The 15789-nt window shown below is 34.4% G+C and carries 4 protein-coding genes; 2 read left to right on the forward strand and 2 right to left on the reverse strand.

Going from position 1 to position 15789, the window contains the following annotated elements:
* Nucleotides 1-446 precede the first annotated feature (446 nt).
* Nucleotides 447-4298 (reverse strand): T9SS sorting signal type C domain-containing protein, encoded by a 3852-nt coding sequence (locus EG814_RS01415; protein WP_125718165.1) that lies wholly within the window; start codon nt 4296-4298, stop codon nt 447-449.
* Between the two features lie 153 nt (nt 4299-4451).
* Entirely contained in the window at nt 4452-10280 is a 5829-nt protein-coding gene (locus EG814_RS01420) for a GEVED domain-containing protein (RefSeq protein ID WP_125718167.1), read from the reverse strand.
* 282 nt (nt 10281-10562) lie between these two features.
* Between EG814_RS01420 and EG814_RS01425 the strand changes: the two genes are divergently transcribed.
* Complete coding sequence (locus tag EG814_RS01425; RefSeq protein ID WP_125718169.1) at nt 10563-11045, forward strand: regulatory protein RecX; 483 nt, start codon at nt 10563-10565, stop codon at nt 11043-11045.
* 407 nt (nt 11046-11452) lie between these two features.
* Nucleotides 11453-15724, forward strand: a complete 4272-nt coding sequence (locus EG814_RS01430; RefSeq protein ID WP_125718171.1) for an Ig-like domain-containing protein — start codon at nt 11453-11455, stop codon at nt 15722-15724.
* Nucleotides 15725-15789: the final 65 nt, after the last annotated feature.

The raw sequence follows: 15789 nt of genomic DNA on the forward strand, positions 1-15789 counted from the left end.
GTGGCATTTTAGTAATTGAAAAATAAATTCAAACTCAGAAAAAGATTAATTGCAAATACGAATGATCAACAGTTGTTCCACCAGATAAGTTTCACGTCGATTTAGATTATTCCAATTTTTTACAATCAACTAAAGGGCTGATAAAAACAGTTTTTAACTGTGGTTTTTTCAAAAGAAAAATTGCTTTAGGAAGGCTTATAGAATTAGCATTTAATCGATTTTAAATGCATTTAATCGACTAAACATAACTACAAGGTACGATTTTGTTTACAGTAAAATTCATAATGTAGTATTAAACATATAATTTTAACACCTAAAATCGATATATTACAAAAAATAGGAAAAAACTGTTAATTAAAAATAGACAAGCATTTAATTCATTGATTTACAATAAAATAAAACACATATTGATTAGAAAATAAGTGAAGTGTTTTTTTATTAAGTTTTTAATAAACAACCTTTCTAGAAGTTGACTTTCCATCTTCTAAGAGTACTTTTACAATTAAAACCTGATGCGAAGAATACAGGTTTTCAATAGTTACTTTTTTACTTTGAAGTTTGTTTTTATCATATAACTGATTCCCAGAAATATCAAATACATAAATCTCTTTTATACTTTTATCAAAAGATTCCACATTTATAATGCGATTTTTAACAGAGACTATCACATTTTTAGAATTGCCTCCAAAAGTTTTATTGCCCAAAGTATTATCGGCGTACGTAATGTAGAATCGATTATTAAAACTTCCTGCTTCCGAAACAAATTGATAAGCCCCATCAGAAAGATTATGGTATTTGTCCAGCATTTTGTCTACTAGAAAAATATTGATTTCGTTAAACAAACTATCTTGATGGTCAATCTCTATATTCAAAGTCGTTTTTATATCTGTTTTATATCCTAATTTAATTAAATCATTCTCTTCCAATGGCATCGCTCTTCCTTGAATGACCATCTTCTTGTTTTCTAAAATGCTATAAAAATCAATTTCCTGACTTGAACCTAAGGACTGTGCATCATAATAATCTAGTGAATTGGAGGCATCTTTGGCATAACCCAATAAAATCTGTTTTAATGCTCCATTGCCGTTATGTAAATTGAGCCAAAATCGATATTTCTCGTTTTCTATTTCTAACGAAGAGTCTATACTTGGTCTAAAAAAATTACTATTTCGAGCTTTAATTCTCATACTGTTATTAAATTCAACAGAACCTTCTGAGCGGCATCTTATAAAAAAACCTTGCCCCGAAGCTATTGTACCGTCTGGTATCGTATTGTTGTCTGAAGTTAACGAAGAAGTTATTCCTGTACCGCCTAAAAGATTATAGGCTACACAATCATTTGCCGAGTATTTTCCGTTGGAAGGTGGTGTAGAATGTGTCCAAAAATAAAGTGCGCCTTGTATTTTAGAAGAATTGGCTTTGATAAAAAGATCTGCATTTATAGCTGATGGATATGGATTTCCTATTAAATAACAGCCATTTGGAACATTGATTTCGGCATCAATTTTTCCATTGTTTGGAATTCCTTTAAAAACTCCTTCAAACACTTCTCGCTCTGTAATAGAATAATATTGCGGAGCTCTAATACAGTATCCTTGCCCTGGAGTCATATTCATAGTTCCGTTGTAATTTATATTCCAACCAGAAACCGGATCTTGCCAATAGTATTTATCACCAAGAGTATTTGGCGAAAAGTCAAACATTTTCTGTTCATCAACAGGAGAAGACCAGTACGTCATATCATAACGTATTACTGGTTTTGTTTTTCTTATTAAGTGTACAATTCCGGTATTTACCATATCGTCATCTGATTGGTATAAACTTGCTGCATCTTCTAAAACTAAAGTTCCAGAACCTGTGTAGGCAAATTCTATTGCAAGGGTATTTTTCTCCAATAGAGTTACAGTCTTACCACTTTCAATGTTGCATGCACAAACTGCAGTGCTGGTTAATTGCGGAAAATTTTCTTTAAAATATACGTCCTTTCCTGCCGATGGCGGTCCATTTGTCCAAGATGTACCATCCCAAACAGTTGTATTTACACAAAGTTTTAAACGTGCAATCCTATGCTTGGAAATCCCTGCAACTGAATTAAAATTACCTCCAATGACTAATTTATAATCCTCTGTAAATTTCATATCAAAAAGAGTATTATTTAAAGGCGCCGTAAAGGAATTGTCAAAAACTCCAGAAGGCATCAATCTAATAAGTCTTAAAGATGCTGTACCTTTATAAGTTCCCGAGAAAGAACCTCCAACCAATAACCTGTCATCTGGCTGTACTAAAATAGAGCGAACATCTCCTTTGCTAAAGCCAATGCCGGAATCAAATGTTGTGTCGAGACTTCCATTTGTGTTTAAGCGCACAATTCTTTTTTCAGAAATGTCATCAAAAGATAAAAAAGAACCACCCACAATAATTTTTTGATCCGACTGAAGCGCAATCGCATAGACGTTTTTATCAAAACCTTTGCCTATCTCAAAACTGGAATCGATACTTCCATCGGCATTTAAACGAACTAAACCAGCATAAGGCTTTTCGTTAAAATTTTTAAAACGACCTCCCAATAGAATCTTTCCATCTGGCTGAATTACTACTATTTCTACAATTCCATCAGCGCCAGTTCCAGTATTAAAATCATTGTCTTTAGTTCCATCTGCGAGAAGCCTAATAATTCTATTGTTATTTAAATTTGATCCGTTGTATTTTGTAAATGCTCCTGCTACAATTATTTTTTGATCTCGCTGAATTGCAAGCGCGTAAACTTGTAAATTAAATCCATCACCACTATTAAAAGAATTATCTGTTTGTCCGTTTGGTAAAATCCTAACAATTCTATTGTTGCTTATATCATTATATTTTGTAAAATTACCGCCAATAACGATCTTTCCATCAGTTTGAAGCGCAGTTGCTTTTATTACGTTATTTGCTCCAGAATTTCCAGCATTAAAAGAGGTGTCCATAGAACCGTCTTCCAAAAGGCATGTTATTTTGGAAACCGGCGTTCCGTTGAATTTATTAAAATTTCCTCCTACAATTGTTTTCTGATTCGAAAGAGGCAATACGCTGAAAACAGAATTATCAAAACCAATTCCCGAAGACAAATAGGCAATATCATGTTCTCCTTCGCTGTTAACTTTAGCTAACCGACCTTGATTTTGTCCATCGAAAACAGAAAAAGTACCGCCAATAAACCAAGACCCTTCATCATCAAATTCTAAACTCAAAACAGATGCAGAAGCTGGCCCTAAACCAATATCAAAATCTGATTTTAAGGTTCCGTCATTATTTAGAAAAACGACTCTATTAACCTCAATATTATTATAAAAACCTGTAAAAGATCCACCTACCATTAGATCCCCTTTTGGATCTACTTTAATTGTCTGAACACCTTCTTTACTAAATCCTGTTCCTACCAAAAAACTTTCATCTTTAGTTCCATCAGCATTCAACCGAATAATCCGATTAGCAGAAACATCATTAAATGCTGTAAAATGGCCTCCAATAACCATTTTACCATCGGGCTGTAATGCGATGGCATTTACATCATCATTGAAACCATTTCTGCTTTTAAAAGTTGAATCTAAAGTTCCGTTACTATTCAAACGGATAATTCTATTGGCTGAATTTCCATTAAATGCAGTAAAATTTCCAGTAAGAATTATTTTTTCGTCTGCCGTGATCCTTGCATGGCTAATATTTAATGCCGAACCTGAACCAGTCAAAAAGGAAGAATCGAGCATTCCATTTGGAAGCAATCGAGCTATACGATTTACTGTAGTATTCGCATATTTGGTAAAGCTTCCGACAATTATTATTTTACCATCTGACTGCATTGCAATATCATATACAATTCCGGTTGTCGCCCCTATGGTAGTATTGAAAGTAGCATCATAGGATCCATCGGGATTTAAACGAACGAGTCTTCCAACATTGATTCCGTTGTACATTGTAAAACTTCCTCCCAAAATGATTTTACCGTCTTCTTGCATATAAGATGAATAGATTTTACCATTAAAACCGCTGCCTGTGTTAAAACTTTCATCGATTATGCCATTTGGGTCTAAACATGTAAGATAAGAGACTGGAAATTTATTTAAACTGAGATAATCGCCTCCAACTATTAGATTTCCGTTTTTTAGCAAAACGAGCGTTCGTACTGCACCGCTAAAGCCATCTCCGTTTTGTCCATCATCTAATACATTAAAAGTGGCGTCTACTTTTCCCTGTTGCGCCAAAAGATTTGAGTAAGGAATAAACAAAAACAGAAGTAGATAATAAAGTAAATTTTTAATCAAAACAATATAATTTAAATTAATTTTGTAAGAATTAGCTTAAAAATACAATGTTGTGATGAAGTTTACAATACCAAGATTTAGGGATTTTTATTCCATAAAAAAAGTCCATTCCTTAAGCGGAATGGACTTTTTATTATCTCGGATTTAACTAATTTATAGATTAGAAAAAATAACTTTTTTAGTAAAGGTATGTCCGTTTTCTAAAGTTATTTGCACCAATATTACTTGATCAGAAGAATGCAAATTTGTGATTTGTAATTCTGAAGCATTCACTTTGTCATTACTGTATAACAATTGCGCTCCAACATTATAAATATTTACTTCTTTTAAAGTTTCTTTTGATGAAGTTATTTTTACTGCTTTGTCTTTAACCGACACTAAAACTGAATTTTCAAGATTTTCGAAATCGCCTGTTCCCAAAGTTTTATTGGTGTAACGAAGAACAAAACGAGTCGAATAGGTTCCTTTTGCACTTGTAAAAGTATAATTCTCTCTACGTAGATCTATTACTTTTCCAAGTATTTTATCTTCTAGATAAACTTCCTGCGTATCAAAAAATCCGTCTGCATGATCAAGAGAAAATGTAAAGTCACGATCGGCGCTATCATCAATACCACATTTGAAACCTAAAGGTATTATCTCTGTATTATCAAAAGGAAGTGCACGACCTTGAATAGTTAGTTTTTTACCTTCATTGATAGTATAAAAATCAACATTAGCATTAGCATTCATTGATGTAGCATCGTAAGCTAAGTCAATACCGTTTGTCGCTCCGTCCATATATCCAATCAGCAATTGTTTAAAAGCACCTTTTGAATTTGTAACATTTAGCCAAAGACGGTTTTTTTCTGTTTTATCTGTCTCAGCTGTTTTATAGAATTGTGTATTCTCCGAGCTTCCCGTTCGCTGCCCGTTATTAAACTTAATTTCAGATGCCGTTACTGGTGTTCTTGTAAAAAAAGCTTGCCCTGTTGCTATAAATCCGTCAAATTCTTCAGTACCAATAACAGCTTCACCAGTTACTCTTGTCGAACCTGCTAAAGTAAACACAACAAAATCTGCACTTTGGTATCGGAAGATCGTAGTTCCTGGAATTTGTTGTGGAGGAAGCGCGTGTGTCCAAAAATACAATGCCCCAATGTGATCTTCATTCTCTTCTATCAACTTACGTGCATCTACCGCAGAAGGATAAGGATTACCTATCAAATTTAATTTATTTGGAACTACTTGAACAGTTTTATCTCCATTATATGGGACCCCAACAAATACACCTTCAAATGTGCTTTTAGCCGTTAAGTCAAAATATTGTGGAGCTCTAATACTATAACCTTCCCCAACTTTCATAGTTTCTTCACCGAAATCACTCAAAATCCATGTCGAGTTAACATTATCCCAGTAATGGAACTTATCCCTCAAAGTGTATGGAGAAAAATCACGCATTTTAAAATCTGCTTTTACCAATGGCGTTCCCCAATAAACTACATCAAAACGACTTAAATCAACTTTTCTTTTATAAGAAACATTACCAGAATTTACCGCGCTTTCATCTTGCAATAAACTTGAACCGCTTTCAAAAACCAAGTTACCATCACTTGTTATACCATTTGTAACGGTTAAAGTCATGTTAGAAGGAATTTCAACTGGATCTGGACCCGAAACTGCAATTTCTAAAGAACATACTGTTAAGTTTACTGGAACTGTAGGTGTGTTATTTGTAAAAGGCTGGTTTGGTGACACTGAAGTGACTATAACCGTTTTGTTTCCGTCTGGATTACCATTTGTCCATCCTGAACCGTCCCATTCTGTAATAGATCTAAGATCTGTTACGTCAACAGTTACTTGACTTGAAAAACAAGATGTATCTTTATTTGTAACTATAAAATGATATTCTCCTACCTCTAAATTTTCAATAGTTAGAGTCGTTTCATTAGTTAAACGATTATACAAATGTATTCCCATTTGTCCTGTTTGCTCAACAGTCCAATCTGCCGATGGTAAGTCTGTCAATGTAATACTTCCTAAATTTCCACAAGATACATTGGTGTGTGAAGTTGATGGAGTTGTAGGTGATGGGTTAACTGTAACAGTCAATGTAAAAGGCACTCCATTGCAACCCCCAGTGATTGGAGTAACTGTATAAGTCGCCGTTTGAGCTGTTGCTGTACTATTTGTTAATGTTCCCGTTATGTTAGATGCCGCAACAGTATTTGCTGCACCTCCTGTCATGCCACCTGTAACAAGTGGCGCAGTCCATGTATAAGTAGTGTTAGCTGGTATTGTTCCATTTGTAACATCTGTCGGCGTAGCAGTAAAAGCCACATCATTACAGATATTTGTTGTCATTGGGTTAATTATAGCTGATGTCACTCCTACCAATACAGGTAACGAATAATTTGGAGCCGATGAATTACATGAAACGGCTACACGATAGTATGTAGGTACAGTTTGTGATGTCACAAAAGTTGGTCCTGAACCCGTGATATCAAGATATCTAATTGATAAATTATCAATTATTTGTCTATCATTTATTCCACCTGTTCTACCTGCGAACTTAAATCGCCAAAGCGATTTATTGCTTGAAAGATATCCCGATGGTAATGACAAGCCTGAAACTACAACATTATTATTCACCGTTAATGTTAATTTGCCATAAGCATCTACTCTTAGCAAAACAGGAGTATCTCCTGATGTTGGTCTTAAAATTGGTGAATTAGTATTTGAGTTATAAATAGTCTTACCCCCATATTTTATTCTTATACGGCTTCCTGGAGTTATTACTCCTTCATTATCATAAGTATCAAATTCTACAATCAATCGTGATCCTGAACCAGATTCTCCGCCACCATCATTATTTTGAACATCATCTGCATAGCTTAAACTAAAACCATCAGCCCCTCCGCCATTAGTTATTTGGTAATCAAAATTCACGCTGAATGCATCAATATTTGAGCCTGGTGTTTTTTGGATAACATAGGCACCATATTGACTATTAATTGCTGGAGTTAATACTAACTGCCCTCCTTCTATAACTGCTGCCCCATAAACATTTGCCTCTGAATTTGATGTATTAAAAGCTTCTGGCCCGAAAAAACTACTTGGTGCTGGTACTGCATTAGCCCATGAATCGGTACCATTTGGTGACGTCTGCCAAGTATAACTTGCGCCATCTTGAATTATATTTTGTAATGATAACGTAAAAGGTGTATTAGGACATACTGAGCCTGTCGAGCTAAATGTTTGTCCCGGATTAAAATTACCACTGCAAACATCTTGAATTGTAATCGTATAATCTTCCATTTGACCACCACTTCCCGTTACGGCACATGGTGCATTATTATAATCTCCTGCACGGCCAATGATACGCATTTTTACAGTTCCTGTAAAAGCATTTGTGCCTGTAGGAATTGTCACGTAAATAGATGCACTTTTCCCATCAGATCCACTTCCTGATGAATTTCTTATTGGACCAATTTGAAGGTATTCTGAAGGATATGCAAAAGTTCCATCGTTATTCCAATCAAAAAAGGCAGAGTAATAAACATTTTGATCTGTTACTGTATTTCCCGTAACAGTCAATGCATAGCTTTGTCCTTTTACTACCGTAGTTAAAACTGTTGAAGTAAGATCTTCATAAGTACCGGTCCCTGAGCTAGTCCTAGTTACATTGTTTAAAGAAACACTTGTAATTGGAGCAACCGATGAAAAGTTGGTGCAAGCACTATTTGCAACCCTTACAATTCCTGTAGTTGCAGTAAAATAAGTGTCATTTTTACTTACGGAAGGAGAAATTGTATTTCCCCATGTAGTAGGCAAAACCTCTGTTGCTCCTAAAGTAAGCGTATTAGCAGTATGTGTTTGTCCGTTTCCTAAATTTGCATTTACAGTAGAATTTATTACTAAAGCATTACTTACTGCTGTAGTTGCCGCAAAACTTTTTGTTCCGCTGCCTGATAAAGTTAGGTTATTAAAATTTGGAATATTAAAAGATTGATTTGTTCCGTTAAGAGTTACAGTTCCTGATCTTGGAGTAAAAGTTCCGCTACTCGTGAAATTACCTCCTACATTAACAGCAAAATTAGAGCTAGAAACGTCTAATGTACTGCTAGCTCCTATTGTTATATTTCCTAATGCTGTAGTTGCTCCGCTTAATGTTTTAGTGCCACTTCCATTAAAAGAAAGATGCCCATAACCTTCTACAGAGACAGTTTGAATCGTACCTCCATAATTAACTGTACTTGTTGATCCAAATGTTTTGGTTCCTGTTCCAGAAACAGTCACCATACTGCTTGTTCCAGTTAAATTAAAAGTAGAACCATTGGCAACATTAAAATTTCTATTATTTGCTAGTGCTATTGCATGGCCACCATTTCTAAAAACACTACTTGTATTTGTATTTCCTACTAATAGATTTCCTGTAACATTACTAGCAGTAATAGGATTACTCAGGGTAGCGCCAGCAGAACTAGTATTGTTGATATAAAGATTATTATAACCTCCTGAAGTAAAATAATTTACTGTCTGACTTACAGCTGTATCTACATACGAAAAAGCACTTGTTGTTCCTGCTGATAAAGTCTGTTGTCCTCCTAGAGTAAGAGCTCCTTTTAAGTTTAAATTTCCAGCTCCACCTGACATGACGATTCTTCTTCCAGTATTATTAACATTAGCAAAAGTAATTCCTCCGTCAGCGTTTAAAGTACCGGTTGTAATAACAATTCCCTGAACACGAGTGTTATTAGTACTTGGTACTGCCGGAGTCGCAAAAGTTATTAATCCTGAAACATTAACGGCAGCGTCATTGATATTCCATGTATTTGCAATACCGTTTGCAACTGGTTGGTTTATTGTGACTGGACCATTTACCTGCATCGTTCCTCCAGTATGAGTAATAGTTGAAGTAGCTGCTCCGTCAACACTTCCTAATATAATTCCATCTGTTATTATAGTCCCACCATTAATATTCACAGTTCCATAAGCTCCTCCAGCTTGTCCAACTTGTAATTGTCCTTCAACATTTAAACTACCTCCAGCAACATTTACTGTTCCATTACTTACAAGCATAGATGCAAGAGCAGTAATCGAATTGCCACCTGTATTAAAAGTACCTCCCGTATTAAAAGGAGTCCAAAAATTATTATCAACTTTTAGAGTACCATTTGCTGTTATAGTACCTGAAGTACTAAACGTTAAAATGTTAAATGACGAAAGTCCTGAGCGAACAGTTGCTGTAGTACCGTACATTGAAACGTGACTACGTCCAGCAGTACCTTTGCTGTAAGCACCATTTCCGTCCAATGAAAGGTTACCGCCAACATTTAACTGTCTGCTAGTTCCATCCCAATCTACACTATGAGTTAATATTCCATTAGTTGAAACAGTAAGATTTCCAGAAACTGTATAATGGTTATCTGTAGCTAATAATACCAAATTTCCTCTTGTTACTGTCAAATTACCTGTAGTTGTAAAAGCTACACTACTATTTGTAACAGTAGCTGCGGCAGTTGATTTATTTATAGTTAAATTTCCAAACGTCGAAGTTGATGAACCTACTATTGAGGAAGATGCCGTTCCTTCTAAAGTCACTGTAGAAGATGAATTAGCAGTCAATGTTCCATTATTTGTAAAATCTCTACTAATTGAAAGGGTAAATGCATTTAATGTCAATCTACCTCCTGAACTGATTGTTACTTGTGTGATTCCCTGATTTGCGGTAACAGTCACGGTGTGTCCATTTCGGATGATAACTGTATCGTTTGTTCCCGGAATTGATGGAGCAGCTCCTCCTGTAGGTGTAGTAGACCAAGTTGAGTTTGCATTCCAATTACCATTTCGTATAGAATAATAAGTAGTCTGAGCATTAACAAAAGAAACCACAAAAAACATCCCCACACAAAGCAAACCTAAACTTGGCGTGCATGATTTTTTCGATAAAGATTTAGAAGAAATAAAGAATAAAAACGAGTAAAGTAATTTTCTCATCATATAACAGTAGGTATTTGTTTTAAATTTGTTTTTGGTTTGCTTAAAGCAAAAAAGGCATTCCTTTAGAGAAATTAATAAAATGTTCTCTTTTAATTTACTGAATCTTAAAATGTTAAATTCTGGACTTTTGGCGGAAATCTAAAAATGTTAAAAATCCGTACAAAAATATTTAAATTAGCCTAATACGCAAGGTTATAATTTATTTCTTTTTATAAAATATTAACAAATTTCAGAATTATTTTATAACTAATCGATCAATAACCAATTTAAACGTTAAAACGCATGAAAAAACCGACGAACGACACTTTCACGATAAAACAAGCTTTACAAAAGCTGGAGCATTTTTGTGCCTATCAAGAACGCTGTCACGACGAGGTTGTTTCTAAATTATACAGCTTAAAAATGACTTCAGACGAGATAGATACTATTGTTGTTCAGCTAATTGAAGGGAATTTTTTAAATGAAACTCGTTTTGCGTGCAGCTTCGCCCGAGGCAAACACAGAATAAAACATTGGGGAAAAATTAGGATTACAAACGAGTTGAAAGCAAGAAATATTTCGTCAACCAATATCACGTTAGCTTTGAAAGAAATTTCTACTGAAGAATATTTTGAAACTTTCGAAAATCTGGCGGAAAGATCTTGGCTTAGCATTTCAGAAAACAATGTTCTCAAAAAACGAAAAAAGTTTTGCGACTATATGCTTCGCAGAGGTTATGAAAGCAATTTAGTTTATGAAAAAGTAAAAGAGCTGGAAGAAAACTAGCTGCATCATACATCTTTAAAAAAATTAATTATCTCCTCCCTTTTAGATCTTCAAATATATCGCAATCTGCCTTAAATTGCTTACATATTTCAATATAGCATCAAGTTATAAATTATTCCATTTTTGAAGAATTTATAGCAAATTTGACGTTTTTCAGTCTAAAACCTCAAAAATAAGCCCCAAAAATCTTAAAATTTTACGATTATTCTTATATAATTTTGGATCATTTTATAAGAATATTTATCGAACATTAAATTTTTTAATGCCATTCATCGACTATTTTAACAATTCATCGATTAAATAGGGGTTACCAAAACCCTAACAATTTCTAGCTCGTAGATGTATCTATCTTTGCCGCGGTTCGAAAGTTCTATGCCAGCATAACAAATTGATAGAAAACATTTAACATGAAAAAAACTTTACTTTTATTCTTATTGTTGCCTTTTTTAACGTTTGCTCAAAATGACTTAGTAAGATGGAATGCTGCTACTTCGTCTAGTTACACACCTATTGCAATGTCAAATGTAACTCCATTAGATATCACTACTGGCGGAGGGGTGAGTATTTCCTACGTTTCATATAATAGCGAATCAACTTTTTTTCAGACAGGAAACTGGCCTGTTCCACAGCAGATAGGTAGCGCCTATGATGTTAACAAGTATATACAGTTTAGGATTAAACCAGCTGATAAATATAAAATTGATGCCAACACTTTTACATTTCAATGCAGATCTGGATCAGGTAAATTTAAAGTTAGGTATTCAAAACATGCCAATTTCGAAACTGGAGTTAAAGATTTAATCTTAGAAACTACAACACCTGGTAATTGGACAACATATACGACTACATTATCTTCTGACTTTAACCCTATTCTTGAAAATGAATATATTTATATTAGAATTTATTCTTATAGCACCCATAATACTTTTGAAATAAAAACGGGTACACTTTCAACAAATATTGTTCCTGTATTCAATGGTACTGTGAGTCCATTTGATTCTTCAAAAATAATGGCCATTAAAGATTTTGCAGATACTAAAATCAATGTGGCTACAAATATAAATGTACTTTCAAACGACATTCAAAAACAAAATGTAACCACCTTAACTTTGTCGACTCCCCCAAATGCATCACAAGGAACTGCATTAATTAATCCTGACAAAACCATAACATTTAATCCCGCAAAAGATTTTGTGGGAACATCAACTTTTAGCTACACTATTTCTAACGGAACGGAAACTTCTACCTCTACGGTGAAAGTGACGGTATCAAACAATCCAGATCAAGTTCTCTCCCTTTGGAATGGCGCAGGAGATAGCTACAACCCGGTAACAAATAGTTATGTTAATCCAACTTCGCCAGTAACTTCAGTTGGTGCTACTCTAAACTATACTTTTTACAATACAGACAATGCATTTTTTCAAAGTGGCAACTGGCCACGACCAGAACAAAATGGCGGAAAGGAAGACCCTAACAAATACATACAATTTAAAATAAGCCCTGATTTAAAGCACAAACTGACTCTTAAGCAGTTTAATTTCACCTATAGAGCAAACAGTCAACGATTTTTAGTTAAGTATTCTAAAGATCCAAACTTCACTACTGGTGTATTGACTATGATACCTGATACACCAACAGCATCTAATTGGACAGCATTGACTAACAATATTAACCCTAGTGTCAACCCTATATTACCTAATGAAACTTTATACGTTAGAATTTATTCTTACAGCAGTAATAATAATTTTGATATAAAAAATGGAAATGGAAATAGCGAAGGACCTGTTTTTACAGGAACTGTAGATGATGTTTATACTTTGACAGCCAATAATGACTATGTTTCAACACCATCAAATCAGGCCATAAATATTCCTATTTTAAACAATGATGTTATTGGCGGATATCCTTTACAAGCCATAACTGTAACTCAACCAACTACCGGTACGGTAACTGTAAATGGTGTTAACAGCGTTACCTTTACACCAAATGCAAGTTTTACTGGATCTGAAACATTTACTTATACACTTCGCAACACTAATTCCCCTTCAGACTATTCTTCTGCAACTGTAACTGTTAATGCAACCGCGCCAGTATGTGCGATTCAAGGTGACCAGATTACTTATGGAGAAAATAAATGGATAGGTTACGTATACAAAACAACAACATTACCATCGTCAGGCAGTCCGACAGATCCAAATCCTGCATCTCCTGCTGTTATCACAATTCCAAACATGACTTATGTTGGACAAGTTGAAGAAAACAAATTATTTAATCGTGATGTTGTACAAGGTGCTGTTACAGGATTAAACCCACAACTATGCGAGACTCCAAGAGATTATTTTTTTGTTCGTTACAGAATGAAGGCCAATGTTGATGTAACGGGAACTTATAACATAACTGTTGGAGGAGACGATTACTATCGCTTATATTTAACAACGGCTTCTGGTACTACCAAGATACTTAATCAATGGTCTGGCGTAAATTATTCTCAAAAAGCACTTAATATGCAATTAACAGCTGGTGTAGACTATTATTTTGATATAGAATACTATGAAAAAACAACTGATTCTAGAATCCAGTTTTCTATGGGCTTAATTGCAGGAAATAGTACCACCCCTTATTCTTACCCTTTTGGAGATAATTTGTGGAACGTTTATGGATTTACTACAGCAGCTAGCGGTAACAATTTTACAATTTCAGAAGGAAGTTATGCTGGACATTATAGTGTTAGTCCTGTAAATATTAAGACTACAGATTCGTTTGCTCTCACAGAATCACCTTCTTTCAATCCTACAGTATCTGGTTGGCAAGGAGCACCTGTTCCGCAAGATTACTTTACTTTAGTTTACAAAAGACAAGGATTTCCTTGTGGAACCTACCAAATACAAATCACAAACTGTGATGACCAAGTGCAAATCTTTATCGACGATGAAAACGCCACAACTCCAGCTTATACATCTTCAGGAAATATTAATGACAATGCTCCTGAAAATAATATATTAACAAGTCCGAAAGTTTTAGGTAAAAATTCGAAAGTTGAAATTCGTTTAAAAGACTACAAACAAAATGCAAGGTTAAATTTAAATTTCATTAAAATTGAAACAGATTATAATGGAAGTGGAAATGCAAATGGCAGCTCTTTAGTTATAAGTGCCGATACAGAATTAACGACCGACCTTACAGTATGCTCTTGCACAATAAACGATGGGGTTACTTTAACAGTACCAAAAGACATAACCTTAACTGTCGACGAAGACATAAACGTTATTGGAGAAGGAAAACTATTACTTTTAGACGGAGGATCATTGCTTCAAACTTCAACAGACAAAAATATGTTTAGTGGGGGTGCCACTACATTTGAAGCGCAAAGAACGACTAAGGTAGTTCGTTATGACGTAACTTACTGGTCATCTCCCGTAGTTGGTTTATCAATGCACGATTTGTCTCCAGATACTTTATGGGATAAATATCATTATTGGAATGCTGCCAATAACGGTTGGGTTCTTGACAGTTTTGGAAAAGAGAAAATGGAAGCAGGAAGAGGATACAGCATAAGAGCCCCTCAAACTCATGACCTAGAAACTCCACATGATTTTACTGCAAAATTTACAGGAAAACCAAACAATGGAGATGTTCTAATTCCTCTTGTAGTAGGAAACCTAAATTTATTAGGCAACCCTTATCCTTCTTCTATTGATGCTGAACAATTTATTATAGATAATGGAGATGTAGGACCATTATATTTCTGGTCGCATAACACGCCTCCAAAAAGAATAGAAGGAACCAATATCTTTACTTATGATAGCGCAGATTTTGCTGTTTTTACTTTAATGGGAGAAACTCAACCATCTCCAAAAGGGCAAAGACCGAACGGTTATATCTCTACTGGACAAGGTTTCTTTGTTAGACCAAAAGTAAACTCTGTTTTATTTACAAACGACCAGAGAGTTAAAGCTAAAAACACTTCATTTTTTAAGACAACTGCAAAAACTAGCGGTATAGAAAAAAATCGTTTATGGTTAAATTTAACTAATACAGGAGACGCATTCAAGCAAATTCTTATCGGATATGCAACTGGCGCAACCAATAGCCTAGATCATAATTTTGACGCTACTTCAATGAACAGTAACTCTTATCTTGATTTTTATAGCATTAACACCTCTAAAAAGTTGACGATTCAAGGCCGTGCACTTCCTTTCGATAATACCGATGTTGTTCCTCTTGGCTTTAAAAGTACTGTCACAGGCGAATTTACCATTTCAATTGATCATGCTGATGGATTCTTCGAAACTCAGGAAGTTTATTTAGAAGATAAGCTAACCGGTAAAATAACAGATTTAAGAAAAGAGAACTATACGTTCACAACTGCTGTCGGATCTTTTAATACACGTTTTTCAGTACGTTATACTAATAAAACGTTAGGCACAGACGATTTTGAAAACATAGGAAATAGTGTTTTAGTAGCAGTAAAATCAAAAGTAATAAATCTTACTAGCGGTACTGAAAACATAAAAGAAACACAAATCTATACGATCGGCGGACAATTGCTTTTCAGCAAAAATAAAATTGAAGCAAAAGAATTAAAGATTGAAAATTTACATTCTAGCAATCAAGTTTTATTGGTAAAAATAATTTTAGAAAATGATCACGTAGTCACGAAAAAAATCATATTCAATTAATAGCAAAACCCATCTTTACGATGGGTTTTTGTTTTCACTTTTTATCTAAATTAAAAATCTTCCTT

The sequence above is a fragment of the Flavobacterium ustbae genome (assembly GCF_003946915.1).
Taxonomy (GTDB): domain Bacteria; phylum Bacteroidota; class Bacteroidia; order Flavobacteriales; family Flavobacteriaceae; genus Flavobacterium; species Flavobacterium ustbae.

What these genes read in the sequence shown, in the direction of transcription:
- EG814_RS01430 (WP_125718171.1), top strand. Translation starts at nt 11,453, where the DNA reads ATGAAAAAAACTTTACTTTTATTCTTATTGTTGCCTTTTTTAACGTTT.
- EG814_RS01420 (WP_125718167.1), bottom strand. Translation starts at nt 10,280, where the DNA reads ATGATGAGAAAATTACTTTACTCGTTTTTATTCTTTATTTCTTCTAAA.
- EG814_RS01425 (WP_125718169.1), top strand. Translation starts at nt 10,563, where the DNA reads ATGAAAAAACCGACGAACGACACTTTCACGATAAAACAAGCTTTACAA.